This window comes from Cellulosimicrobium sp. NPDC055967 (assembly GCF_042269845.1).
Taxonomy (GTDB): Bacteria; Actinomycetota; Actinomycetes; order Actinomycetales; family Cellulomonadaceae; genus Cellulosimicrobium.
This window is the reverse complement of record NZ_JBHJYJ010000005.1, coordinates 1-24,281: the sequence shown is the minus strand read 5'-3', so window position 1 is coordinate 24,281 and position 24,281 is coordinate 1. Positions and strand designations below refer to the sequence as shown.

The following is a 24,281-nucleotide window of genomic DNA, read 5'->3' as shown; positions in this document are numbered from 1 at the left end:
TGTGCCGCGGTGCGGCGGCGGGCGAGGCGCGGGCACGCCGGGCGGGGGCGCAAGCGCTTGCATCGATCTGCTCACGATGCGGCACGGCGCCTCGCCACCCGGCGTCCCGGCGTGGCAGCATCACCCGTCGTGGCAGGTATCGACGACGTCGCCCAGGCCGCCGGGGTGTCCACGGCGACCGTGTCCCGCGCCCTGCGGGGCCTGCCCAACGTGTCGGAGGCGACGCGCCTGCGGGTGCTCGCGGAGGCGGCCCGGCTCGGGTACGTGCCCACGCCGTCGGCGTCGTCGCTGGCCACCGGACGCACCCGCACCATCGGCGTGCTGACCCCGTGGGTCAACCGCTGGTTCTTCGCCAACGTCATCGAGGGTGCCGAGCGCGCGCTGCGGGACCTCGGCTACGACGTCCTGCTCTACACGTTCGACGTGCGCCGGACGTCGTCCCGCCGGCGGGTCGACCCGAGCGTCCTGCGCCACCGCGTGGACGGCACGCTCGTCGTCGGCCTGCCGCTCGACGACGACGAGGTGCGCTCGCTCGTCGCGCTCGCCCGGCCGCTCGCGTTCGTCGGATCGGGGCCGGCGGACCAGGTCACGGTCCGGCTCGACGACGTCGCGACCGGCCGGGCCGCGACGCGCCACCTGCTCGACCTGGGCCACCGGGTGATCGGCCACGTCACCGGGGTGCCCGACCTCGTGTCGTCGTGGTCGCCGCCCGTCGAGCGCGCGCAGGGCTACGTGCGCGCGCTGGAGGAGGCGGGCGTCGCCGTCGAGCCCGACCTCGAGGTGAACGGCGACTTCGACGTCGCGGGAGGGCGCGGGTCCACGACGGAGCTCCTGCGCCGCCGGCCGGACGTGACCGCCGTCTTCGCGGCGTCGGACGAGATGGCCATGGGAGCGATCCTCGCGGCACGGGACCTGGGGCTGCGGGTCCCGGAGGACCTCTCGGTCGTCGGGGTGGACGGTCACGACCTCGGGGAGCTCGTCGGCCTGACGACGGTCGCCCAGGACGCGTACCAGCAGGGGTTCGACGCGGCGCTCCTCCTGCTCGAGATGATCAACGGCGCCCCGGTGCCGGAGAGCATCACCTACCCGACGGAGCTCGTGCGCCGCGGCTCGACGGCGCCGCCGGGCACCGGCGCGTAGGTCCGGCACCGCGCCTCGCCGCGCGCCCGTGTCCCCGCGTGGGAGCGTGGCCAGGGGAGAAGGGCCGAGAGAGCGCGCACCCGCCGCACGTGACGGAATCGTTACGCAAACTCGCCTCCCCTGTGCTTGCGGCGGCGCGATGCAACCGCTTGCATAGTGCCTAGGGCGAGAGCGCACCCGCGCTCGCGACGTCGCGATGCGCCCGGTTCTCACCGGACCGGGGTGACGGCGTCCGTACCCACGACGAGGTGGAGGCTGACATGACCAGGACCACGAGGACCAGCGCGGCGCGTCGCCGCACGCTGGCGGTCGCCGCCGGCGGCGCGAGCCTCGCGCTCGTGCTCGCTGCATGTGGCGGCGGAGGTGACGGCGGCGGGGACGGCGGCGGTGACGGTGGCGGCGACGCCGCGACGCCCGAGATCGACTGCAGCGTGTACGAGGAGTTCGGTGACCTCGAGGGGACGGAGGTCTCCGTCTACACCTCGATCGTCGAGCCCGAGCAGGCGACGCAGGAGGCGTCCTACGACCCGTTCGAGGAGTGCACCGGCGTCACCGTCAACTACGAGGGGTCGCGCGAGTTCGAGGCGCAGCTCCTCGTGCGGATCCAGGCGGGCAACGCTCCTGACATCGCCTACCTCCCGCAGCCCGGTCTGCTGAAGACGATCGTCACGGACTTCCCGGACGAGATCGTCCCGGCTCCCGACCAGACGTCCGCGAACGTCGACGAGTTCTTCAGCGAGTCCTGGAAGGAGTACGGCACCGTCGACGGCACGTTCTACGCCGCTCCGCTCGGGTCGAACGTGAAGTCGTACGTCTGGTACTCGCCGTCCATGTTCGAGGACGCCGGCTACGAGGTGCCGACCACGTGGACCGAGATGATGGACCTCTCGGAGCAGATCGTCGAGGACGGCTCGATGCCGTGGTGCGCCGGGGTCGAGTCCGGTGACGCGACCGGCTGGCCCGCGACGGACTGGATCGAGGACGTCGTCCTGCGGACCGCAGGGCCCGAGGTCTACGACCAGTGGTACACCCACGAAATCCCGTTCAACGACCCGCAGATCGTCGAGGCCTTCGACACCGCGGGCGAGATCCTCAAGAACCCCGAGATGGTCAACGCGGGCCTCGGCGGCGTCGACTCGATCGCGACGACGACGTGGACCGACGCGGGCTTCCCGATCCTCGACGGCACCTGCTGGCTGCACCGCGCCGCGAACTTCTACCAGACGCAGTGGCCCGAGGGCACGGAGGTCGCCGAGGACGGTGACGTCTACGCCTTCTACCTGCCGACCGACCAGACCGACATCAAGCCCGTCCTCGGCGGCGGCGAGTTCGTCGCGGCCTTCGACGACCGCCCCGAGGTGCAGGCCTTCCAGACCTACCTCTCGAGCGCGGACTGGGCCAACACGAAGGCGCTCACGACTCCCCAGGGCGGCTGGGTCAGCGCCAACAACGGCCTCGACCCCGAGAACCTGGCGACCTCGTTCGACCAGCTCTCGGCCGAGATCCTCGCTGACCCGGATGCCGTGATCCGCTTCGACGCCTCGGACCTCATGCCCGGTGAGGTGGGTGCAGGGACGTTCTGGACCGGCATGGTGAACTGGTTCACCGGCTCGGACACGCAGGAGGTCGTCGACACGATCGAGGCGTCCTGGCCGTCGTCCTGACCCGGCCGACAGGCGGGGCGCGCCCCGTCTGAGGCACGCACGACCGGACGGGGGGTCCGCCCACTGTGGCGGGCCCCCCGATTCCGGGTCCAGGATGTAGAACCCTCTCGCCCTCGCTGCCGCGGGCGACCCGACCGGAGGCCACCATGGACTGGTTGACCGAACCGAGCTCTCCCGTGGAGAAGTTCGGCCTGATGTTCCTCGCGATCCTGCTCTTCGTCGTGGTGATGGGGGCGATCCTCCTCGCGGTGGACCGGCCCAAGCGGATCCCGCGCTGGCTCGTCGTGCTCGCCTTCGTCGGTCCGGCGGTCATCGGGCTCGCCTGGGGACTCGTGCGGCCCGCGCTCATCACCATCTGGAACTCGCTCTTCGACCGCCGCGGCAACGAGTTCGTCGGGTTCGACAACTACGTCACGGCGTTCACGACGGACCAGTTCCAGCTGGTCCTGCGCAACACGGCCATCTGGGTCGTCGTCGTCCCGCTGCTGTCGACGTTCATCGGGATCGTGTACGCCGTGCTCGTCGACCGCTCCCGGTTCGAGAAGTTCGCGAAGGCGCTCGTCTTCCTCCCGATGGCCATCTCGATGGTCGGGGCGTCCATCATCTGGGGCTTCGTCTACGAGTTCCGGCCCGACCAGCCGGGAGTCAACCAGATCGGGCTGCTCAACCAGGTGCTGGTGTGGCTCGGGCTTCCGCCCCAGCAGTTCCTCATCGGCCAGCCGTGGAACACGTTCTTCCTCATCGTCGTGATGATCTGGATCCAGACGGGATTCGCGATGACGATCCTCTCGGCGGCGATCAAGGCGATCCCCGACGACATCGTCGAGGCCGCCCGGCTCGACGGCCTCAAGGGCTGGGGGATGTTCCGGTACATCACCGTCCCCAGCGTCCGCCCGGCGCTCGTCGTCGTCCTCACCACCATCGCGATGGCGACGCTCAAGATCTTCGACATCGTGCGCACGATGACCGGCGGCCAGTTCGGCACGCAGGTCGTCGCGAACGAGTTCTACACGCAGGCGTTCCGGCAGAACAACCAAGGCCTGAGCTCGGCGCTCGCGGTCATCCTGTTCATCCTGGTCATCCCGATCATCGTCTACAACGTCCGTCAGATGCGGCTCGCGGAGGAGATCCGATGACCAGCACGCCGATCCCTCCGGTCGTCCCGGACACCGATCTCACCACCGAGGCGGAGCTCGAAGGGCCGAGCCGCCCTCGCAAGCTGACCCGGCTCGAGAAGCGGGCGATCGCGGCCAAGGGCAAGCTCAGCTCACCCTGGGCGTCGTTCCTCGCGATCCTCATCGCGATCCTGTGGACCATCCCCTCGGTCGGCCTCCTCGTGACGTCCTTCCGCCCCGAGCTCGACATCCGTCGGAGCGGGTGGTGGACCGTCATCCCGGGCCTCTTCAACGGCGAGGCAGAGTTCACGCTCGACAACTACGACCAGGCGCTCTACGGCAGCGGCAGCAACCTGTCGACCTACTTCGTCAACTCGTTCGTCATCACGCTGCCGGCCGTGGTCATCCCGATCACTCTCGCGCTCCTCGCGGCGTACGCGTTCGCATGGATCGAGTTCCGGGGTCGCGAGATCCTCTTCGTGGCGATCTTCGCGCTCCAGGTCGTGCCTCTGCAGGTCGCGCTCGTCCCGCTGCTGCGTGACTACGTCGACGTGGGCCTCAACGGGACGTTCTGGACCGTCTGGTTGTCCCACTCGATCTTCGCGCTGCCGCTGGCGATCTTCCTCCTCCACAACTTCATGAAGGACATCCCGCGGTCGCTCGTCGAGGCCGCGCGCGTCGACGGCGCCGGTCACGTCAAGATCTTCTTCCAGGTGCTCCTGCCCCTGCTCGTGCCCGCGATCGCGTCGTTCGCGATCTTCCAGTTCCTCTGGGTCTGGAACGACCTGCTCGTCGGTCTGACGTTCGCCGACACCTCGTCCTACCCGCTGACGGTGCGAGTCGCCGAGATGGCTGGATCGCGCGGTGGCGACTGGCACATCCTCACCGCCGGTGCGTTCATCTCGATCATCGTGCCGCTCGTGGTGTTCGTCGCCTTGCAGCGGTACTTCGTGCGCGGTCTCCTCGCGGGGTCGGTCAAGGGCTGACACCCGTCCCGAGCATGCGGCTCCGGCCCGTCCCGCGCGTCGGAGGGGCCGCAGCCGCATGCTCGACCGGCGCATGAGGGCGCCTAGAGTCGACGGGTGACACGTCGCCCCGCCGCCTTCGACCGGGTTCCTGCCCCGGCGCTGTTCGTCGTCTCGGGGCTGACGCAGTACCTGGGCGCGGCGATCGCCGTCGGGCTGTTCGCCGTGGCCGGCGCGATCGAGATCGGGTGGCTGCGCATCGCGGCGTCCGCGGTGCTGCTGCTCGCGTGGCGCCGGCCGTGGCGTCACCGGTGGACCCGGCACGACCTCGCGTGGGTCGCCGTCTTCGGCGTCGCCCTCGCCGCCATGAACCTCGCGTTCTACGTCGCGATCGACCACCTTCCGCTCGGGACGGCCGTCGCGATCGAGTTCCTCGGCCCCGTCGCGGTTGCCGCCGTCACCGGCAGCGGGTGGCGCGAGCGGGGCGCGATCGCGGTCGCCGCGGCGGGGGTCGTGCTGCTCGCGGGCGTGACGATCGAGTCGGACCTCCCGCGCGACGACGCCGTGCTCGGCCTGGCCGCGATCGGCGTCGCGGCCGCGTGCTGGGCGGCGTACATCCTGCTGGGACGGCGGGTCGCCGTCTCCGGTTCAGGGGTGACGTCGCTCGCGGTCGCGATGACCGTGGGCGCCCTCGTGTTCGCGCCGTTCCTCGCGCCCGGCGCGGTCCCCGTGCTCGGCGACTGGCGGCACGCGGTCGCGATCGCCGGGATCGCCCTCTTCTCGTCCGTCGTCCCGTACGCGCTCGAGCAGGTCATCCTGCGCCGGGTCAGCGCGGCGACGTTCTCGGTGCTGCTCGCGCTGCTCCCGGCGACGGCCGCCGTCGTCGGGGCCGTCGTGCTGCGCCAGGTGCCCACGGTCCCGGAGCTCGTCGGTCTCGTCCTGGTGTCCGGGGCGATCGCCATGACCGCCGCGCGCCCGGGCGGCCGGGACTCGCCGCCGCCCGACGACGCCGCGCCGCTCGACCCGCCGCCCGCCTGAGCACCCGGCCCGGACGGGCGGGCGGGTCGCGGTGCCTCAGAGGTACTGACCCGGGGAGGGACGCCCGTCGTGCTCGTCCGCCCGGCCGGGGTGGCCCGGCATCCCGCCCGGCGCACCGGGGCCCATGGGCGGCAGCGAACCCGGCGGCAGGGCGCGACGCATCTGCGAGAGCTGCGCCTGCGCGGCCATCTGCTGGGCGACGAGCGCCGTCTGGATGCCGTGGAACAGGCCCTCGAGCCAGCCGACGAGCTGCGCCTGGGCGACGCGCAGCTCCGCATCCGTCGGGACGGTGTCGTCCGAGAACGGCAGCGTGATCCGGTGCAGCTCCGCCACCAGGTCGGGCGACAGGCCCTCCTCGAGCTCGGTGAGCGAGCGCTCGTGGATCTCGGCGAGGCGCGACCGCGCCGCCTCGTCGAGCGGGGCGTCCCGGACCTCGTCGAGGAGCTTCTTGATCATGCCGCCGATGCGCATCACCTTGGCGGGCTCCTCGATGACCGTCGCCGGGTTGCGGTCGGGGTCGGTCGAGTCGTCGCTCTCGACGACGCTCACCCCCGTCCCGTCCGGCATCACGACCGTGGCGCGCGCGGGCTCGTCGGTGTCGTCGACGGTGTCCTCCGGACCGTTCGCAGGCTCGGGGGCGGTGGGCTCGTCGGGGCGGGGGTCGCGGGGTTCGTCAGCCATGGGTCCAGTCTGGCGCGCGGCGCCCACGCGCGCACCGACGGCGCGTGATCCCGGTGTCGGCCGCGGTCAGGGGACGAGGAGCACCTTGCCGAAGACCTCGCCCGAGTCGAGCAGCTCGTGCGCCCGCGCGGCCTCCTCGAGCGGGAGGCGCGCGTGCACCACGGGGCGGACGCGGCCGTCCTCCACCATCGGCCAGACGTGCGTGAGGACCTCGTGCACGATCCGCGCCTTCTCGGCCGGCGGCCGCGCCCGGAGCGTCGTCCCGGCCACCGTGGCGCGCCGGGCGAGGAGGAGACCCAGGTCGAGCTCCGCGCGTCGTCCCTTCTGCATGCCGATGACGACCAGGCGGCCGCCCGTGGCGAGCACCTCGAGGTTGCGCGGCAGGTACGCCGCACCGACGACGTCGAGCACGACGTCCGCGCCGTGCCCGCCCGAGGCGTCGCGCACCGCGGCGACGAAGTCCTCCTCGCGGTGGTCGACGGCGAGGCTCGCCCCCAGAGCGAGGCACCGGTCGGCCCGGTCGCGCCCGCCGGCGGTGACGGCCACGCGGGCACCGAGCGCGGCGCCGACCTGCACGGCGACGGTCCCGACGCCGCCCGACCCGCCGTGGACGAGCAGCCACTCGTCCGGGGCCAGACGACCGACGTCGACGACGTTGCTCCACACCGTGCACGCCGCCTCGGGGAGCGCGGCGGCGTCCACGAGGTCCACGCCGTCGGGGACGGGGAGCACCTGCGTCGACCGGACGCGCACCTGCTCCGCGTAGCCGCCGCCGTCGAGCAGCGCGACCACGCGGTCGCCCACCGACCAGCCCGTCACCGACCCCCCGACGGCCGCGACCGTGCCCGAGACCTCGAGGCCGGGCCAGTCCGGTGCGCCGGCGGGCGGAGGGTAGGATCCGGCGCGTTGTAGCAGGTCAGCGCGGTTCACGCCAGCGGAAGCGACGTGGACCACGAGCTCGTCCGGGCCGGGGGTCTGGTCAGGGAGCGCGGAAACCGTTAGTTTCTCAGGGCCACCGGGGGCCGATATCGTGACGCCTCGCACATCGCCGAGACTACGCGGACGGCCCGGGAGGCGCCGGTTCGCCGACGGGGCGTCGCGGGGGCGGGACGAAAGTTCACGCTCCTCGCGGATTAGGTGTCCGGGGGATGTGCACCGATAGTTAGTACGCACGACCGGGGAGCGGAGCCCGGGAGGCGCCGCTGCCATGCGCGCCGACCGCGCCGCCGAACGGGTGGACAAGGGTGATGGAGGCAGGTTCGTATGCTCCGCAGGTTGAGCGTTCGCGGGAAGATCCTTGCGGCCCTCGCGGTGCCCGTCCTCGTCCTCTTCGCCGCCGCCGCGATCATCTCGGCGCAGGCCATCGGGTCGGCGCGGACCGCCAGCCAGACGAGCACGCTCGTCGGGGCGCTCGCGGCGCAGGACGCGGCGGGGACCGAGATCGCGGCCGAGCGCACGTACTCCTTCCTCGACGCGGTCGAGGGGTCGGAGGACACCGAGGCGCAGATGATGGCGCAGCGCGAGAAGACGGACAAGGCGCTCGACGCGCGCGACCGCGCGTACGAGAGGCTCGAGACGTCGGCCCTCGACCCGCGGGTGCGCAGCGCGGTCTCCGACACGATCGCGGACAGGGCCGACCTGCTGGCGATCCGGCAGGGCATCGACCGGTCGTCCATCGGCCCCAACACGCGCATCTCGCAGTTCAACGCGCTCATCGACGAGGCGCTCGAGGTGCCCCGCACGCTCGCGGACACGATCCCGGACCGCAGCCTCGCGCAGTACCTCGACTCCTACGTCCTTCTCGACGAGCTCCTCGCGCAGCAGGCGCTCGAGCAGCCGTTCGCCGGTGCGGTCCTCGCCGCAGCCCAGGTCGGCCAGAGGAGCACCGAGACGAGCCAGCAGGCCGCAGTCCTGGTGACCACCGGTGACACCCTCGCGAACCGCACCCGCACGGCCGTCCGACGGCTCCCGGGAGACCTCCAGCTCCAGACGCCGGGTGCCACGTACAACCAGATCCGGCAGAACCTCGCCGGCTCGCGACCCGAGGCGACGCCGCCCAGCCAGGCCGCGCAGTGGCCGGACCTGTCGCAGGCGGACCTCGACCAGACGAGCCCGGTGCGCGACGGTGTCCGCACCGAGACGGCGGAGAAGGCGTCCGACCTCGCGGGTGCCGCGACGACCCGCGCGGTCGTCACGATCCTCGCGACCCTCGCGGCCGTCATCGCCTCGGTCCTCGTCGCGGGCCTCATCGCCCGCGCGATCGTCAACCCGCTGCGCCGCCTCACCGACGCGGCCGAGGACGTGCGTGACCAGCTGCCCCGCCTCGTCGAGCAGGTCGCCGTCCCGGGGCAGGGCCCCGGCATCGACCTGGCACCGATCACGGTGGAGTCCACGGACGAGGTCGGCCAGCTCGCGACCGCGTTCAACGACGTGAACCAGACGACCATCAAGGTCGCGCGCGAGCAGGCCGCTCTCCGTGGCTCGATCGCGGAGATGTTCGTCAACGTCGCGCGCCGCGACCAGGTGCTCCTCAACCGGCAGCTCGCGTTCCTCGACGACCTCGAGCGCTCCGAGGAGGACGCGGGCACGCTGTCCAACCTCTTCCGCCTCGACCACCTCGCGACACGGATGCGCCGCAACGCGGAGTCCCTCCTCGTCCTCGCGGGCATCGACTCGGGCCGCCGCGTGCGCCAGCCCATGCCCGCCTCGGACGTCATCCGTACGGCGTCCTCCGAGATCGAGCTGTACGACCGCGTCCGCCTGAACCTGGTCGTCGACCCGCTCATGCTCGGGCACAACGCGCTCAACGCCGCCCACCTGCTCGCCGAGCTCCTCGAGAACGCGACGATGTTCTCGGAGCCGCACACCCCGGTCGAGGTCACGACCGGCCGCGACGAGCACTTCGTCTACGTGACGGTCCGCGACCACGGTCTCGGCATGACGCCGGACGAGATCGCGGAGGCGAACCGCAAGGTCGCGACGCACGCGGCGTCCGACGTCGTCGGCGCGCAGCGCCTGGGCCTCTTCGTCGTCGGTCGTCTCTCCGACCGCCTCGGCGCGAAGGTCCGGTTCAGCGCGGGCGGCGAGGACCAGGGGACCGAGGTCGTCGTGTCCTTCCCGGGCGCCCTCTTCGTCCCCGACTCGAACGTGCCGCTCCCGCTGCCGACGGACCCGCTGGAGACGAGCACGCAGGCCGCTGCCCAGCAGCTCGCCGGCACGGGAGTGCTCCCCGCGCTCCCCGCCGCCGACGTCGCGGCCCCGGCCGCGCCGTCGGTCCCGGCACCCGCGGCGACGGCGTCGTTCCCGACCGTCGAGCCCGAGGCGCCCGTCGCGGTGCCCGTCGACCTCGACGCGCTCACGGACGGCACCACGCAGACCGGCATGCCCCGCCGTCGGTCGCGCACGGTCGACCCCGCCGCCGCCGCGCCGAGCGCGTCCTTCGCGTCGGGACCCCAGACCGGGGCGATCGTCCTGCCCCCGCTCGCCACCCCGGCGCTGCCGGAGCAGCTCCCGGCGGCGGACGAGGCCTGGACCCCGCCCGCGGAGGTCGCGGACGCCGGGTCCGCGCTCCCGAGCCGGTCGCGCCCGGCCGCGAGCCCCGTCGAGCCGGTGTCCGCCGAGATCCCCGTCCTCGACGTGAGCACGCGCAGCGCCCTGTTCTCGAGCTTCCGCCCGGTCGGCGACCGTCCGGCCGCCGAGAACCCGGTGGAGCTGCCCGCCGCCCCGGACGTCACGGCGACGGACATCCCGCTGGTCTCCGAGGTCCCGGGCGACGCCCCGGTCCAGCAGGACGTGTGGACGCCGCAGGAGGCCGTCGCAACGCCCGCCGCAGACGCGTGGGTCCCCGAGCAGGCATGGGCTCCGGAGCAGCCCGCAGAGCAGGCCTGGACGCCGGAGCCGGCCCCCGACGCATGGGCGCCCGAGCAGCCCGCCGAGCAGGCGTGGACGCCGGAGCCGGCTGCCGACACGTGGGCGCCCTCGTCCGTGGCCGACGCGCCGCTCGACGCGACGCGTGTCGTGCCCGCGGTCCCGGCCGAGCCCGTCGACGAGGCGACCGTCGCGCGCGTCCCGCTGGCGCAGCGCGCGCCGGCCGTCCCCGAGCCCGCCCCCGTGCCGGAGGCGACCCGGGCCGAGGCCGGTCTCGGGACCGACGTCCCGGTCGTGGCGGCGGGTGGCGAGGCCGCGTCGGCGGAGGACATCCCCGCGGAGCTCACCTTCGAGGCGCTCCCGCGCTTCGAGGAGCTGATGGCCGACCTGCCGACGCGCCGCTCGCTGCGCGAGAGCCAGGCGCGCAAGCGGGGGCTCTTCGGCCGGCGTCCCCGGACGACGGCGACGCCGCAGGCGCGCCCGGCCGGGCCGTCCCCGGAGGCCCTGGCCTCGCGCCCGGTGGGAGCGCCCCCGGTCGCAGCCCCGGCCCCGACCCCGGAGGCTCCTGCCCCGGTGCCCGCGTCCGCCCTCGCGGCCGCCCCGGTCGCGGCCCCTCCGGCCGCCGCACCGACGCCCCCGCCGCAGGAGGCCCAGGCCCCCGCACGGTCGTCGGCGTTCGCCCCGCGAACAGGTCAGCCCGCGGCCGCCGCGAACGCGTCGGCGTTCGCCCCGGAGGCGCCCGTCGCCCCGGTGCAGGAGACGCGCACGCTCGCCCCGGTCCAGGACGTGCCGGCCGCTGGCGGCTACGTGGCGCCGGAGCCGTCGTACACGGCTCCCGAGCCCGCGCCGAGCCCGGCCGCGGCGGGGTACGGTCCGCCGACGCCGCTCGTCCGGCGACAGGTGGGCGACGCGATCGAGCCGCTGGAGCCCGGGTACATCACCGACTCGGTCGAGGCGCGGTCGGACTGGATGGCGTCCGCGGTGCTGTACGAGGAGATGTCCACCCTGCTGCAGGGCAGCACCGACTTCCAGGAAGCGACCTTGGCGGACCCGAACGACGGTATCTACCAGCCCCTCACGGTCGACGGCACGACGGCGTCGGGCCTGACCCGGCGCGCGCGCGGCGAGGACCGGGAGGGCTACGTCGACCGCTTCACGGCCCGGATCGACCGTGACCCGGAGCAGCTCCGGGCCCGTCTGTCGGCCTTCCAGTCGGCCACGGCCCGGGGCCGGGTCGAGGGCCAGGACGAGACGAGTTCGACCTGGAGCCCCCAGGCCATGGATTATGTCCCTGATTCAGCGCCGCAGGCGCGGTGACGACATGCCGTCTGCGGCAACTGACGAGGAGGAAGAGTGAACGCGCTCAGCACCGAGGCAACCAACTTCGGGTGGCTGCTCGACAACTTCGTGCGGACGGTCCCGGGCAGCCGGCACACGCTCGTGGTGTCGGCGGACGGCCTGCTCATGGCCATGTCGGACCAGCTCGACCGCACGAGCGGTGACCAGCTCGCGGCGATCGTCTCCGGCATGTCGAGCCTGACCCGCGGGGCGGCCCGACAGCTCAACGGAGGGAACGTCCGGCAGGCCATCATCGAGATGGACAACGGCTTCCTGTTCCTGATGAACGTCTCGAACGGGTCCGTCCTGGGCGTCGTGGCGGAGGCGAACTGCGACATCGGCCTCATCGGCTACGAGATGGCGCTCCTGGTCTCCCGCACCGAGGCGACCCTGACGCCGCAGCTCATCTCGGAGATGCGGGGTAGCCTTCCCGTCGACGGCGCGACGCGAGCCCCGGTGGGATGAGGACTGAGCGATGACGAACGTACCTTTCGGCAGCATGGGAGCACACGACGGGTACGAGGCGGCGACGGTCCGCCCGTACGCGGTCACGGGCGGTCGTGTGCGCTCCGCCACGTCCGACCTCCCGCTCGAGGCGCTCGTCGAGGTCATGCCGGGCGCCGTGAACAGCTTCGGGCTCCCGCCCGAGAAGCGCTCGATCCTCCAGCACGCCGCGCACACGTACGTCTCGATCGCCGAGCTCTCCGCGCTCCTGCGCCTGCCGCTCGGCGTGACGAAGGTGCTCGTCGCGGACCTGCAGGAGGACAACTACATCACCGTCCACACGTCGACCCCGCTCAACGTCCACACGGGTCATGGCAGCAACCACTCGGGTCTGTCCCTGAGCGTCTTGGAGAGTGTTCTCAATGGCATTTCCACCCTCTGACGGCTCGGGCAGCGCGCCGCAGGCCGGGCAGCCGTCCGGGGTGATCGGGGGTGTGCCCGGTGGCCAGGCGGCCGTCCGTCAGACCGCGTGGGCTCCGGTGAGCGCGCCCGCCGGCGTGCCGACGCAGGCGCCGGCGGCGTCCGCCCCGGCGCGTCCGGTCGCGCCGTCGGCACCCGTGGCGCAGCCCGCGCCGACGGCACCGTCCGTCTCCGCCGCGCCGGCGACGCCGGCCGCGGTGGCAGCGCCGGTCGCCCAGGCTGCGGCTCAGCCGCGCACCGCGCCGCAGCCCGTCGCCGCCGCGCAGCCCGTGGCCCCGGCACAGCCCGCCCCGTCCGTCGCGCCGGCGCAGCCCTCGGCAGCGCAGGCTCCCGCGGCCGCGCAGCCACCGGCGACAGCGCAGCCCGCCGGTGCCCCGGCAGCGGCACGGACGGCGCCGACGGTCGTCAAGATCGTGGTCGCGGGCGGGTTCGCCGTCGGCAAGACGACGTTCATCGGGTCGATCTCCGACGTCGAGCCGCTCAACACCGAGGCTGCGATGACGGAGCACTCGGTGGGCGTCGACGACGCGGGCGGCGTGTCCGACCGCAAGACGACGACGACCGTCGCGATGGACTTCGGTCGCGTGTCCCTCCCGGGCAACCTGTGGCTGTACCTGTTCGGCACGCCGGGCCAGGACCGCTTCCTCTTCATGTGGGACGACCTGGTGCGCGGCGCCATCGGTGCCGTCGTGCTCGTGGACACCGACCGCCTCGAGCAGTGCTTCCCGGCGATCGACTACTTCGAGTCGCGCAACATCCCGTTCGTCGTCGGCGTGAACTGCTTCGACGGCGTGGCCAAGCACAAGCTCGAGGACGTGCGCGAGGCGCTCCAGATCCCCGCGCACGTGCCGATGCTCTACACGGACGCGCGGTCGCGGGCTGCCACCAAGCAGACGCTCATCGCGCTCGTCCAGCTCGCGATGCGTCAGCTCCGCGGGGCGGCCTGACCTCCGCGATCCCCGTACCACCGCCGACGGCGGGCCGCCCTCCACGGGGCGGCCCGCCGTCGTCGTGCGCGGGCCGGGCGTGCCACAATGGCTCGCCGGGAGGGCTGACAGAGCGGCCTAATGTGACGGTCTTGAAAACCGTTGTGCGGCAACGCACCGGGGGTTCGAATCCCTCGCCCTCCGCAGGTCGTCGGGCCGGGCCCGGAGCCGTGCTCCGGACCCGGCCCGACGTGCGTCCGGGCGGTGCGCGCGCGACCAGATCCTCCTCGCCGTCCGGCGGGTGCGACGCTCCTGACCGGGCCCGGGCCGGGCGGACCGCGGACGTCCGGCGTCCGGCCCCTGGGCACCGGGGACCGGGACCTTCGGCGAGTGCCGCGCGGACGGACCTACGGGATCATGGCCTCGTGACGCCTGAGCCCTCCCCGGCCGACGAAGCCGGTCTCGAGCCCGTCGACCTCATCCGCCGGTCGGGCACCGTGCTGCGGATCGGCCGCCTCGCGCTCTCCGCCGGGACGGGCAGCTACCGCGTGAAGTCGCACATGACCCGTGCGGCGCGGGCGCTGGGGCTCGACCACATCGCCGCCCACGTGACGCTCACGGAGATCACCGCGACGTCGTACCGGGGCCCGATCTTCCGCACCGAGCTCACCGAGGTCCGGTCGATCGGGATCAACGCCGACCGCCTGGCGCAGCTCGAGCGGTTCTCCGCGGCCCTCCCGGCGGGCGCCGACCTCGGCACCGTCGAGGCGGAGCTCGACCGGATCGCGCGCCGGCCACCGCTGTACGGCGCGCTGCTCAACGCCCTCTGGGCGGGGATCGCCTGCGCGGCCTTCGCGTTCCTCAACAACGGCGGTCTCGTCGAGTGCGGCGCGGTGCTCGTCGCGGCGGCGCTCGGGCAGGCGGTGCGCCGGGCGATGCTGCACCGGGGGATCAACCAGTTCGGCGTGACGATGCTCGCCGCGGCGGTCGCGAGCATCGCCTACCTGGTCCTCGTCCTGGCGCTGTCGGCGCTCGCGGGCGTCGACGGCGGGCACGAGGCCGGGTACGTCTCCGCGGTGCTCTTCCTCGTGCCGGGGTTCGCGCTCGTCACGGGCGCGCTCGACCTCGCGAAGCTCGACTTCTCGGCGGGGGTCGCCCGCGTGACGTACGCGCTCATGATCCTCGCGTCGGCCGCCCTGGCCGTGTGGGGCGTGTCGGCCGCGGCGGGCCTCGCCCCGGACCCGGTGCCTCCGCCGGGCCTGGCGGAGCCGCTGTTCCTGGGACTGCGGAGCGTCGCGAGCTTCCTCGGGGTGCTCGGGTTCGCCCTCATGTTCAACAGCCCGTGGGCGATGGCGCTCGGGGCCGCGTCGATCGGGATGGTCGCGAACGTGGGGCGCCTGCTCCTCGTGGACGCCGACGTCGTCCCGCAGGCGGCCGCGGCGGCGGCCGCGCTGCTCGTGGGACTGCTCGCCGCCACGGTCGCCCCGGCGCTGCGCGTCCCGCGCATCACGGTGTCCGTGCCGGCGGTCGTCATCATGGTCCCTGGCGTCACCGCGTACCGGGCGGTGTACGAGTTCAACACCGGGGCGACGGCGCAGGCGCTCGCCTACGCCGTCGAGGCCGGGCTGGTGATCGTCGCGCTCGCGATCGGGCTCGCCGTGGCCCGGATGCTCACCGACCGGGAGTGGACCTTCGAGCGGTAGGCGTCCGGACGGCGGCGCGGCGCGACCCGTCAGGCTCGGCGGTTTGGTCTCGCGGCGACGCCCTTGTACCCTGGGCGACGCAGGCTCTCCGACGAGCCTGCGAGGAGACGTCGCATAGTCAGGTCTAGTGCGCCACCCTGCTAAGGTGGTAACGGAGCAATCCGTTCGAGGGTTCAAATCCCTCCGTCTCCGCTCAGGAAGGTCCCGGCTGCCGAGCGCCCGGGGCCTTTTCTGTTGCCCGACTCCTGTTGCCCGACGCAGAGCCGCCAGCGCCCCACGGGTCGGGGGACCGGCGGGGCGCTGACGAGTCCGGGGCGGCTACGCGCTGCCCGACGTCGCGAGCGCGGACCGCACCACGAACCGGGACGCCCCGGCCCCGGCGAGCACGAGGGCCGACGCGGCCGCGACGCACAGCAGGAACTGGACGACGACCTCGACGTTGGCGAACGCGTTGAGCCCGATCACGGGGACCATGAACAGCAGCGCGGCGAACGTCGCCACGCCGACGCTCACGACGAGCGGGACGAGCGTCTCGCGGAACCGGGCCTGGTCGAGCGTGCGCAGGTCCGTCCCGGACAGGACGAGCGTGCGGTACTCGTTGCGCTGGTCGATCACGCGGCCGGCCTGCATGACGCCGGTCGAGACCGCGGCGAGCACGCCCGCGATGGCCAGGGTGAGGAACCCGCCGGTCTTCATGTCGGTGAGGTACTGCACCTCGTCCGGGTCCGCGCCCATGCCCGGCTCCAGGAGCGCGAAGATGCTCGTCAGCCCGGCGATGAACGTCGCGAGGGCGACCCCGCCGACGGAGCGCCACGCGGTCTTCGGGTTGTCGACGATCCGCCTCCCCGCGAGCAGCGTCGGCACGCGGCGGGCGCCGCCGGCCGTCATCTTGCCGACGAGCCAGATGACGAACGGCCCGACGACGTTCACGGTCGCGAAGCCGACCAGCAGGATGACCGTCAGGACGGTGAGGACGACCGCCACGGACCCGAAGGACAGGTTCGTCGCGACGACGAGCGCGACGAACGCGACGCCCATCGACAGCAGCCGGACGGCCTTGAGCCCCGGGGGCGTCACGCGGGCCGCGACGCCCAGCGGGGTGATCGCCACGCGGCGCAGGCTGACGAGCGCGGACACGAGCGCGACGGCGACCACGAGGACGACCGCCCCGAGGAGGGCCGGGACCCCGACCCAGAGCTCGCCGAGGTCGAACGTGCGGCCCTGGAAGCGGAGCTGGGCGACGAGCGGCAGCAGCGCCCCGTACCCGACCAGCCCGACGAGCGCCCCGATCACCGCCTGCGCGGCCGCGTCGAGGGCGGTGAGCGTGGTGACCTGGCCCGTCGTCGCGCCCGCGAGGCGCAGCGCCGCGAGGCGGGCGTCACGACGGGCGACGGCGAGGCGCGCGGCCGCGGCGCCGAGCGTCACGAGCGGGATGAGCAGCAGGAGGGACGCGACGCCCGCGAGGAGCGGGTACTGGGTCGCGTACGGGGTGATGGCCGAGTCCATGCCCTCACGCATGCCGTCGACGCCGCCGGCGCGCAGGAGGAACGCGTGGAAGCCGCCCATGACGACGAGCAGGATCGCCGTGGTGACCGCGAACGCGATGATCGCGAGCACGTTCGTCAGGCCCTGCGGGTCGCGCTCGTCGGCGCTGCGACGGCGCAGGAGCCACCAGAGGTCGACGGTCCTCATCGTGCGCTGTCCTGGCTCGGTGCGGCGGGCGCGGCGGGCGCGGGCTGGGCCCCGGGCGCGAAGAACTCGCCGGAGATGCGGCCGTCGCGCATGGTCACGGTGCGGGTGCAGTGGCGCGCGACGCCCGCGTCGTGCGTGACGACGACGAGCGCGGCGCCGGAATCGCGGGTGGCGCGCGTGAGGATGTCGAGGACCTCGGCGCCGGTCGACTGGTCGAGCGCGCCCGTCGGCTCGTCGGCGAACACGACGCCGGGCGACCCGACGAGCGCGCGCGCGATCGCGACGCGCTGGGCCTGGCCGCCGGACAGCTCGCCCGGGCGCCGCTGCTCCATCCCGGCGAGGCCGAGGTGCGCGAGCCACCGGGCGGCGACGGCCGTGGCTTCCGTGCGCGCCGTGCCCGCGAGCATGAGCGGCAGCGCGGCGTTCTCGACCGCGGGCAGCTCCGGCAGGAGCTGGCCCGACTGGAAGACGAAGCCGAAGTCCTGGCGCCGCAGGACGGTGCGGCGGGCCTCGGAGAGGGTCGTGACGTCCTCGCCGCGCCACGACACCGAGCCGGACGTCGGGGTGATGATGCCCGCGAGGACGTGCAGGAGCGTCGTCTTGCCGGAGCCCGAGGGGCCCATGATCGCGAGCGACTCGCCCGGGTGGACCGTGAGGTTCACGCCCGCGAGGGCGTGCGTCGCGGTCTGGGCGGAGCCGTAGACCTTGGTGAGCGCGCTCGCGACGAGGGGCGAGCCGCCGGGGGCGGAGGAGGGGCCGGTGAACGTCATGGACCGATCGTCCGACGGCGGCGGGTGCCGCCGCGTCGGGCTGGGGACGGGACGTCGTCCCGTGCGGGTCCCACCCTGGGGGGACCGTCCGGCGCGCCGCGTGCGGCGAGGGTCGGACGGCGTGGCGTCCGTCACCTCGCGCCGTCCGGGGGCGGATCGGTTTGGGTTCGGGGCGGGGACACGGTAGTGTTCTCGACGGCCGGTGAGCGATCAGCGGCCGAGCATGACCGGCGCCCGTAGCTCAACGGATAGAGCATCTGACTACGGATCAGAAGGTTGGGGGTTCGAATCCCTTCGGGCGCACCGCAGAAGCCCCGGAACCATGTGTGGTTCCGGGGCTTCGTCGTTCCTGGGCCGAGCCCACGTGCCGCGCCGACCTGCCCTCCGCCCGGGTGCCCGCGCGTCGCCGCGCCGACGGGGTCCCGCCGACGCTCGTTCCCCGGGTGTCTCACCCACAGAGACGTGGAGCACCGCGACCACCGACTGCTGACCAGAACCTGCCTTCCGCGTGATTCTGCGGCTCTCGGGTGTGATCCGGCTCCCGAGAGTGCGCGCGATCGGTCATGCAGAGGTGCAATCTGATCGAGAACAGGCCTAGGGTCGTCGACGGTATGGACACGACGACGAACGCCGCGCCCACCGACCCTTCGACCTCGAACGCCGCCGACGCGCCGCCGTCGGCCCCGCCCCGCACGGGGGTGCGGCGGGCCGCCGTGCGCCGTCCCGCGCCGGACGACGGCGCGGCCATGTGGCGCGTCGCCCGTGACTCCGGCGAGCTCGACCTGAACTCGTCGTACGCGTACCTCCTCCTCGCGCAGCACTTCGCCGACACGTGCCGCGTCGCCGTGGTCGACGAGGAGGTGGTCGGGTTCGTCTCCGGCTACCTGCTCCCCGATGACGCGTCCCGGCTGTTCGTCTGGCAGGTCGCCGTGGCCGAGGAGCGTCGGGGGCAGGGTGTCGCGGGCCAGCTCCTCGACGCGGTCGTCGACGCGTCGCCCGACGTCGTCTCCGTGATCACGACCGTCGCGCAGGACAACGTCGCCTCGCGCGCGCTGTTCGTGCGCTGGGCCGCCCGGCGTGGGGCGACGATCACGACGCGACCGCTGTTCACCGCGGACCAGTTCCCCGACGCGCACGTCGACGAGCCGATGCTCGTCATCGAGGGCGTGCACGCCCGCTGAGCCCCTGGCCGGCGGGAGCCGGCGCAGGACGTGGGCTACGCCGGTCCGGCGCACGGGTGACGCCGTAGCCCCTCGCACTCTCACGCACCCGAGCGCACCATCCCAAGGAGAGTCCTTCGTGACGATCTCGACCGTCCCTGCTCCCGAGGCGTACGCCGCCGACGACCCGACGGGCTTCACGGCCCTGGAGTCCGGCGTGCGCAGCTACTCGCGCGCCTGGCCCGCCGTGTTCGACCGTGCGGTCGGTGCGACCGTCCGCGCCGAGGACGGCACCGAGTACCTCGACTTCTTCGCGGGGGCCGGGTCGCTGAACTACGGCCACAACGAGCCCCGGCTCAAGCGGGTGCTGCTCGACTACCTGGCCGACGACCGCATGGTCCACTCGCTCGACATGCTCACGACGGCGCGCCGCGACTTCCTCGAGACGTTCCACGACCGGATCCTGCGTCCGCGCGGCCTCGACCACAAGGTCGTGTTCCCCGGCCCGGGCGGCGCGAACGCCGTGGAGGCCGCGCTGAAGCTCGCCCGCAAGGTCACGGGGCGGGAGTCCGTCATCACGTTCACCAACGCGTTCCACGGGATGACGCTGGGCGCGCTGTCCGTCACGGGCAGCTCGATGAAGCGCGGAGGGGCGGGGGTCCCGCTCGTGCACGCGACCCCGATGCCGTACGACGACTACTTCGACGGGGACGTCCCGGACTTCGTGTACCTGGAGCGGCTGCTCGCGGACGGCGGGAGCGGGCTCAACGAGCCCGCCGCGGTCATCGTCGAGACGGTCCAGGGGGAGGGCGGCATCAACGCGGCGCGCGCGGAGTGGCTGCGCGGGCTGGCCGACCTGTGCTCGCGGCACGGGATCCTCCTCATCGTCGACGACATCCAGATGGGCTGCGGGCGCACTGGCGGGTTCTTCTCGTTCGAGGACGCCGGCATCGTCCCGGACATCGTCTGCCTGTCCAAGTCGATCTCGGGCTACGGCCTGCCGATGGCGCTCACGCTCATCCGCCCGGAGCTCGACGTGTGGGAGCCGGGCGAGCACAACGGCACCTTCCGGGGGTTCGCGCCGGCGTTCGCGACGGCGGCGGAGGCGATCCGCACGTACTGGTCGGACGACGCGCTCGAGCGCTCGACGCTCGCCAAGGGCGCCCTGGTGGAGGCGCACCTGAACTCGGTCGTCGCGCGCTACCCCGACCACGCGCTCGTCTCCAAGGGCCGCGGCCTCGCGCGCGGCGTGCAGCTGCCCGACGGCGACCTGGCCGCCAGGGTGTGCGCGGAGGCGTTCGCGCGCGGCCTGCTCGTGGAGACGTCCGGGCCGTCGGGCGAGGTCGTCAAGCTCCTCCCGCCGCTGACGCTCACGGACGCCGAGCTGCGTCGCGGGCTCGACGTGCTGGACGACGCGCTGGCCGCCGTCCTGCGCTGAGCCGCCCCCCGCGCCGGGCCGGTCCTCGCGCCCGGTGCCGGAGCGCCGACCGACCTGCCCCGAATCCGACCTGGAGGAACACCCCATGATCGTCCGCACGCTCGACGAGATCACCGGCACCGAGGCCGACGTCCACAGCGAGAACTGGCGCAGCAGGCGCATCGTGCTCGCGAAGGAGGGCGTCGGGTTCTCGGTGCACGAGACCACGCTGTACGCCGGCACCGAGAGCACGTTCTGGTACGCCAACCACGTCGAGGCCGTGTTCATCACGTCCGGCGAGGGCGAGATCGAGGACCTCGGCACCGGCACGGTGCACCCGCTCGCTCCGGGCACGCTGTACCTGCTGAACGACCACGACAAGCACGTCGTCCGGCCGCGGACGGAGATCCGGTGCGTCTGCGTCTTCAACCCGCCCGTGACGGGGCGAGAGGTCCACGACGAGAACGGCGTGTACCCGCTCGTCACGGAGTCGCCCGCGCCCGCCTGAGCGGCGGTGGGACCGCCGTGACCCCGGGCCGCACGGCCAGCCCTCGGCCCGGGGTCACGGTCCGTCGGTCGCGAACCGGCAGATTTCAGCACGACCGTGCTACGGTCGGGAGGTGACCAAGGGCGACGAGACGCGGCAGGCGATCCTGCACCGTGGCGTGGAGGCCGCGTACCGCGTCGGGCTGACCGGTCTCACGATCGGCGAGCTCGCGTCGGCCACGGGCATGTCGAAGTCCGGCCTGTACGCGCACTTCCGCTCCAAGGAGTCGCTCCAGCTCGCCGTCCTCGGCCAGGCGCGGGCCGAGTTCATCGACACCGTGGTCGCCCCCGCGCTGCGCACCCCCCGCGGCGAGCCGCGGATGCGGGCGCTGTTCGAGGGGTGGCTCGCGTGCGACCTGCGCCAGGACCCCGGCGGCTGCCTGTTCGTCAAGGCGGCGACCGAGCTCTCCGCGCAGCAGGGTCTCGTCCGGGACCAGCTCGTGCGCGACCACCGTGACCTCTGCGACGCCGTCGCGCAGGTCTTCCGCACGTGCGTCGCGGAGGGCGGGTTCCGCGCCGACGCGGACCCGGAGCAGTTCGCCTCCGACCTCTACGGCGTCATGCTCGGGGTGAACCACGCGCACGTCCTCATGGCCGACCCGCTGGCCGAGGAGCGCGCCCGGCGCGCGTTCGAGGCCCTGCTCGACGCGGCGCGCACGACCGCGCCGGTCCCTGTCCGCTGACCGCAGCCGTCTGCACCACCGACCGAGAGGAACCGCCGTGGGCGTCCCAGGCTCGAAGAAAAGCACGACCGTTCGTGCCGACCGTCGCCGAGCCGCGCGACGGCGCAAGGCCGCCCTGCAGCTCGCGGTCGTCCGCGCGCGCCTCGCCGGCCTCCAGGCGGTGTCCCCGCGTCGGGCCGCGCGTCTCGCGCTCGACCTCTGGTGCACCCCGCCCGACGGCGCCGGTCGGCGCCGCGACGGCCGCTCCGCCCCGGGCGAGCTCACCACGGTGACGACGGACGCCGGGTCGCGGGTCGTCGTCGAGACGTGGGCGGCGGCCGCGGCCGCGACCGGTGGCGAGGGGCAGGCGAGCCCTGCCGGCGAGCCGGCGGGGACCCGCGTACCGGCCGAGGTCGGCGTCGTCTACCTGGCCCACGGGTGGGGCGGGTGGCGCGGCCAGCTCGGCGCGTTCGTCGAGCCGCTCCGGGCGGCCGGCTACCGGGTCGTCGCCTTCGACGCGCCGAGCCACGGCGACTCCGGCCCCGGCAGCCTCGGGTGGCGGCGCAGCACCATGCCCGAGCTCGCGGACGCGCTCGCGACGGTGGTCCGGGCGCACGGCGAACCCGCGGCGGTCGTCTCGCACTCGCTCGGCACCGCGACGACCGTGCTCGCGGTCCGCGACGGGCTGCCCGCCGGTCGGCTGGTGCTCGTCGCCGCGATCGCCGACGTGCTGGGCGAGCTCGACGGGTTCGCCGACCTGCTCCGGCTCTCGCGACGGACCCGGGAGCTGCTCCAAGGCCTGCTCTCCGACGTCGCCGGTCGCCCGCTGGCCGAGCTGGACGTGCGCGAGACCCTGCGCACCCACCCGGTCCCGCCCGCGCTCGTCGTGCACGACCGCGCGGACAAGGAGGTCCCCTACCCCGTCGGGGCCGCGCTCGCCGCGGCCTGGCCCGAGGGCGAGCTCCTCACGACGGAAGGGCTCGGGCACCACCGGCTGCTGCGCGACCCCGAGGTCGTGCGGGCCGTCGTCGACTACGTGACGCCGCTGCGCCCGGCCGCGCCCGTCGAGCCCGACCTCGCGCGCCGCGGAGCCTGAGCCCGTCACCCGTCACCCGTCGCCCCACCGAGGGAGGCGGCGAGGTGTCGTGCGTCAGGCCGGGGGCCGGTGCCCCGCTGCCCGCAGGACGGCGCGGGCCGAGCTCGACCGGGACAGCATCACGCATCCCGGGATGAACGCGCCGAGCAGGAGCGGACCGCCGACGAGCATGACCCCCCAGAGGAGGAGCGCCAGGTACCCGGCGCCGGAGTTGTTCACCGGGTCCGCGTCCGCGTACGCGAGCAGGACGACGCTCAGCACGCCGGCGGTGACCATGAGCGCGACGGGCACCCAGATCAGCGCCCACGCCGTCCGGCGGTACCCGGCGGTGAACGCCGCCGGCGGGAGCCGGGGGACGGGCGGGTAGCCGCCGTACGGAGCGCCGGGGTGGCCCGGCGGGGGAGGCGCCTGCGCGGGGCGGGCGGGCGGGTACGCGGCGCGGGGGTCCTGTGGCGGGTACGGGGGCGGCGAGGGCGTCACACCGTGTGGATACCAGGCGCACGACGGGCGCGCCAGCCCCGTCCGCGCCGCCCGAGGGCTCACCTTCGCCGGGCCGCCCCACGAGATCTACCTGAGCGACGTGCGACGCACGGACCCGACGCGGCTCCGCACGGTGCTGCGCCAGCCCGTCCGCCCGGCCTGACGCTCGACCGACGACCTACTGACCCCTCCGTCAGGCGGCCGACCGGCGTCGTGCCCAGGCGAGGTCGGTCTCGTCGAGCACGTCGGCGAGCCGGCGGCCCGCGAGCGCGCGGGTCCATGCGGCGGACGCGCCGTCGGGCACGGCCTCCTGGAGCACCCACTCGCGCACCCCGAGGCGGCGCAGGTGCGTGCCGAGCGCGAGGAGCTCGGTGCGCGAGTGCACGCTCGGGTCGACCGTGGTGCGCACCTCGTGGTCGACGCCGGAGCGCAGCAGCACGGTCAGCGCCTCGAACGCGCGGCGCCCGGACGGGATCGTCCCGGTGACGACGGGGTAGCGCGACGGCAGGTGCTTGATGTCGAGGCCCACCCAGTCCACGAACGGCAGGAGCCGCGCGAGCCGCGCCGGCCAGGGGCCGGCGGTGTGCAGCCCGACGTCGAGGCCGAGGCCGCGCACGTCGTCGATCGCGCCGAGCAGGCCGGGGTGGAGCGTCGGCTCGCCGCCCGAGAAGACGACGCCGTCGAGGAGGCGACGGCGCGGGCCGAGGAACGCGACGACCTCCGACCACGGGACCGTGTCCCCGGGCGGTGGTGCGCCGTGCGCGGCGACCGCGCACAGGCCGGGGTGGTGGCAGTACCCGCAGTGCCACGGGCAGCCCTGGGTGAGGACCGTCGCCACCCGCCGCCCGGGCCAGTCCGTGACGGACAACCGGTTCAGTCCGGCGACCACGAGGCCGGGGCGGGTCATCGGCGGCTCCTTCCGACGCACGACGGCCCGGCAGTCCGACGAGTGGGTGTTCGCCCGCCGCGCTGCCAGGACCTCGAACGTAGCGCCGCCGCCCGGTGCGCCGGACCGGTCGAAGGTCCCGACCTCGGTCCACGTGCCGTCCGGACGTGCCGAACCCGGGGTCGCTCCCCGATCCGGAGGTGGATCGGGG

The 24,281-nt window shown here is 73.8% G+C and carries 21 protein-coding genes and 3 tRNA genes; 18 read left to right on the top strand and 6 right to left on the bottom strand.

The features are described from left to right. The first annotated feature begins 129 nt into the window (after positions 1-129). The 5 genes from ACFC2L_RS08500 (at position 130) to ACFC2L_RS08480 (ending at position 5,922) form a co-directional block, all read left to right on the top strand. Positions 130-1,140, top strand: a complete 1,011-nt coding sequence (locus ACFC2L_RS08500) for a LacI family DNA-binding transcriptional regulator (protein ID WP_375823840.1) — start codon at positions 130-132, stop codon at positions 1,138-1,140. 260 nt (positions 1,141-1,400) lie between these two features. Then, a complete protein-coding gene (locus ACFC2L_RS08495; protein WP_375823838.1) occupies positions 1,401-2,804 on the top strand; it encodes an ABC transporter substrate-binding protein in 1,404 nt (467 codons plus the stop codon). 146 nt (positions 2,805-2,950) lie between these two features. Then, the gene (locus ACFC2L_RS08490) at positions 2,951-3,940 is read left to right on the top strand and encodes a carbohydrate ABC transporter permease (protein ID WP_375823836.1); all 990 of its coding nucleotides are present in this window, start codon (positions 2,951-2,953) and stop codon (positions 3,938-3,940) included. Next, positions 3,937-4,905: a carbohydrate ABC transporter permease gene (locus tag ACFC2L_RS08485; RefSeq protein WP_336724292.1), complete on the top strand. Its 969-nt coding sequence runs from the start codon at positions 3,937-3,939 to the stop codon at positions 4,903-4,905. The genes ACFC2L_RS08490 and ACFC2L_RS08485 overlap by 4 nt, the downstream gene beginning before the upstream one ends. 96 nt (positions 4,906-5,001) lie before the next feature. After that, positions 5,002-5,922: a DMT family transporter gene (locus ACFC2L_RS08480; protein ID WP_375823835.1), complete on the top strand. Its 921-nt coding sequence runs from the start codon at positions 5,002-5,004 to the stop codon at positions 5,920-5,922. A 36-nt stretch (positions 5,923-5,958) separates the two neighbouring features. On the opposite strand, the gene ACFC2L_RS08475 is transcribed toward ACFC2L_RS08480, so the two are convergent. Next, entirely contained in the window at positions 5,959-6,603 is a 645-nt protein-coding gene (locus tag ACFC2L_RS08475; RefSeq protein ID WP_375823833.1) for a bacterial proteasome activator family protein, read from the bottom strand. A 66-nt stretch (positions 6,604-6,669) separates the two neighbouring features. Further along, entirely contained in the window at positions 6,670-7,647 is a 978-nt protein-coding gene (locus ACFC2L_RS08470; RefSeq protein ID WP_375823832.1) for an NAD(P)H-quinone oxidoreductase, read from the bottom strand. A 231-nt stretch (positions 7,648-7,878) separates the two neighbouring features. On the opposite strand from ACFC2L_RS08470, the gene ACFC2L_RS08465 reads away from it, so the two are divergent. The 7 genes from ACFC2L_RS08465 to ACFC2L_RS08435 all read left to right on the top strand — a co-directional run bounded on the left by ACFC2L_RS08465 (position 7,879) and on the right by ACFC2L_RS08435 (position 15,553). Then, positions 7,879-11,787, top strand: coding sequence for a nitrate- and nitrite sensing domain-containing protein (locus ACFC2L_RS08465; RefSeq protein WP_375823831.1), 3,909 nt, complete (start codon positions 7,879-7,881; stop codon positions 11,785-11,787). Between the two features lie 36 nt (positions 11,788-11,823). Then, positions 11,824-12,273, top strand: coding sequence for a roadblock/LC7 domain-containing protein (locus ACFC2L_RS08460; RefSeq protein WP_024839165.1), 450 nt, complete (start codon positions 11,824-11,826; stop codon positions 12,271-12,273). A gap of 34 nt (positions 12,274-12,307) precedes the next feature. Then, the gene (locus ACFC2L_RS08455; protein WP_031317001.1) at positions 12,308-12,694 is read left to right on the top strand and encodes a DUF742 domain-containing protein; all 387 of its coding nucleotides are present in this window, start codon (positions 12,308-12,310) and stop codon (positions 12,692-12,694) included. 448 nt (positions 12,695-13,142) lie between these two features. Further along, complete coding sequence (locus ACFC2L_RS08450) at positions 13,143-13,679, top strand: ATP/GTP-binding protein (protein WP_082141054.1); 537 nt, start codon at positions 13,143-13,145, stop codon at positions 13,677-13,679. Between the two features lie 98 nt (positions 13,680-13,777). Next, positions 13,778-13,862 (top strand) — tRNA-Ser (locus ACFC2L_RS08445). Between the two features lie 221 nt (positions 13,863-14,083). Next, positions 14,084-15,361 (top strand): threonine/serine exporter ThrE family protein, encoded by a 1,278-nt coding sequence (locus tag ACFC2L_RS08440; protein ID WP_375823830.1) that lies wholly within the window; start codon positions 14,084-14,086, stop codon positions 15,359-15,361. Between the two features lie 103 nt (positions 15,362-15,464). Beyond that, positions 15,465-15,553: transfer RNA gene (locus ACFC2L_RS08435), tRNA-Ser, on the top strand. Between the two features lie 126 nt (positions 15,554-15,679). On the opposite strand, the gene ACFC2L_RS08430 is transcribed toward ACFC2L_RS08435, so the two are convergent. Both ACFC2L_RS08430 and ACFC2L_RS08425 read right to left on the bottom strand, forming a co-directional pair. After that, positions 15,680-17,053, bottom strand: coding sequence for an FtsX-like permease family protein (locus ACFC2L_RS08430; RefSeq protein WP_375823829.1), 1,374 nt, complete (start codon positions 17,051-17,053; stop codon positions 15,680-15,682). Beyond that, complete coding sequence (locus ACFC2L_RS08425; protein ID WP_375823828.1) at positions 17,050-17,823, bottom strand: ABC transporter ATP-binding protein; 774 nt, start codon at positions 17,821-17,823, stop codon at positions 17,050-17,052. The genes ACFC2L_RS08430 and ACFC2L_RS08425 overlap by 4 nt, the downstream gene beginning before the upstream one ends. A gap of 230 nt (positions 17,824-18,053) precedes the next feature. On the opposite strand from ACFC2L_RS08425, the gene ACFC2L_RS08420 reads away from it, so the two are divergent. The 6 genes from ACFC2L_RS08420 (at position 18,054) to ACFC2L_RS08395 (ending at position 22,704) form a co-directional block, all read left to right on the top strand. Then, positions 18,054-18,126: transfer RNA gene (locus ACFC2L_RS08420), tRNA-Arg, on the top strand. 308 nt (positions 18,127-18,434) lie between these two features. Further along, positions 18,435-19,004: a diaminobutyrate acetyltransferase gene (gene ectA / locus ACFC2L_RS08415; RefSeq protein ID WP_375823827.1), complete on the top strand. Its 570-nt coding sequence runs from the start codon at positions 18,435-18,437 to the stop codon at positions 19,002-19,004. Between the two features lie 118 nt (positions 19,005-19,122). Beyond that, entirely contained in the window at positions 19,123-20,421 is a 1,299-nt protein-coding gene (gene ectB / locus ACFC2L_RS08410; protein WP_375823826.1) for a diaminobutyrate--2-oxoglutarate transaminase, read from the top strand. Positions 20,422-20,506: 85 nt separating this feature from the next. Continuing rightward, the gene (locus ACFC2L_RS08405; RefSeq protein ID WP_375823825.1) at positions 20,507-20,908 is read left to right on the top strand and encodes an ectoine synthase; all 402 of its coding nucleotides are present in this window, start codon (positions 20,507-20,509) and stop codon (positions 20,906-20,908) included. Between the two features lie 112 nt (positions 20,909-21,020). Continuing rightward, positions 21,021-21,629, top strand: coding sequence for a TetR/AcrR family transcriptional regulator (locus ACFC2L_RS08400; protein ID WP_375823824.1), 609 nt, complete (start codon positions 21,021-21,023; stop codon positions 21,627-21,629). A 37-nt stretch (positions 21,630-21,666) separates the two neighbouring features. After that, complete coding sequence (locus ACFC2L_RS08395) at positions 21,667-22,704, top strand: alpha/beta fold hydrolase (protein WP_375823823.1); 1,038 nt, start codon at positions 21,667-21,669, stop codon at positions 22,702-22,704. A gap of 54 nt (positions 22,705-22,758) precedes the next feature. Here ACFC2L_RS08395 and ACFC2L_RS08390 read toward each other — a convergent pair whose 3' ends face one another. Next, positions 22,759-23,184, bottom strand: a complete 426-nt coding sequence (locus ACFC2L_RS08390) for a hypothetical protein (protein ID WP_375823822.1) — start codon at positions 23,182-23,184, stop codon at positions 22,759-22,761. A 193-nt stretch (positions 23,185-23,377) separates the two neighbouring features. Continuing rightward, a complete protein-coding gene (locus ACFC2L_RS08385) occupies positions 23,378-24,091 on the bottom strand; it encodes an anaerobic ribonucleoside-triphosphate reductase activating protein (protein ID WP_375823821.1) in 714 nt (237 codons plus the stop codon). Between the last annotated feature and the right edge of the window lie 190 nt (positions 24,092-24,281).

Coding starts and splice junctions, on each gene's coding strand:
- ACFC2L_RS08425 (WP_375823828.1), bottom strand. CDS start 17,823: ATGACGTTCACCGGCCCCTCCTCCGCCCCCGGCGGCTCGCCCCTCGTC.
- ACFC2L_RS08490 (WP_375823836.1), top strand. CDS start 2,951: ATGGACTGGTTGACCGAACCGAGCTCTCCCGTGGAGAAGTTCGGCCTG.
- ACFC2L_RS08430 (WP_375823829.1), bottom strand. CDS start 17,053: ATGAGGACCGTCGACCTCTGGTGGCTCCTGCGCCGTCGCAGCGCCGAC.
- ACFC2L_RS08405 (WP_375823825.1), top strand. CDS start 20,507: ATGATCGTCCGCACGCTCGACGAGATCACCGGCACCGAGGCCGACGTC.
- ectA (WP_375823827.1), top strand. CDS start 18,435: ATGGACACGACGACGAACGCCGCGCCCACCGACCCTTCGACCTCGAAC.
- ACFC2L_RS08385 (WP_375823821.1), bottom strand. CDS start 24,091: ATGACCCGCCCCGGCCTCGTGGTCGCCGGACTGAACCGGTTGTCCGTC.
- ACFC2L_RS08455 (WP_031317001.1), top strand. CDS start 12,308: ATGGGAGCACACGACGGGTACGAGGCGGCGACGGTCCGCCCGTACGCG.
- ACFC2L_RS08495 (WP_375823838.1), top strand. CDS start 1,401: ATGACCAGGACCACGAGGACCAGCGCGGCGCGTCGCCGCACGCTGGCG.
- ACFC2L_RS08475 (WP_375823833.1), bottom strand. CDS start 6,603: ATGGCTGACGAACCCCGCGACCCCCGCCCCGACGAGCCCACCGCCCCC.
- ACFC2L_RS08485 (WP_336724292.1), top strand. CDS start 3,937: ATGACCAGCACGCCGATCCCTCCGGTCGTCCCGGACACCGATCTCACC.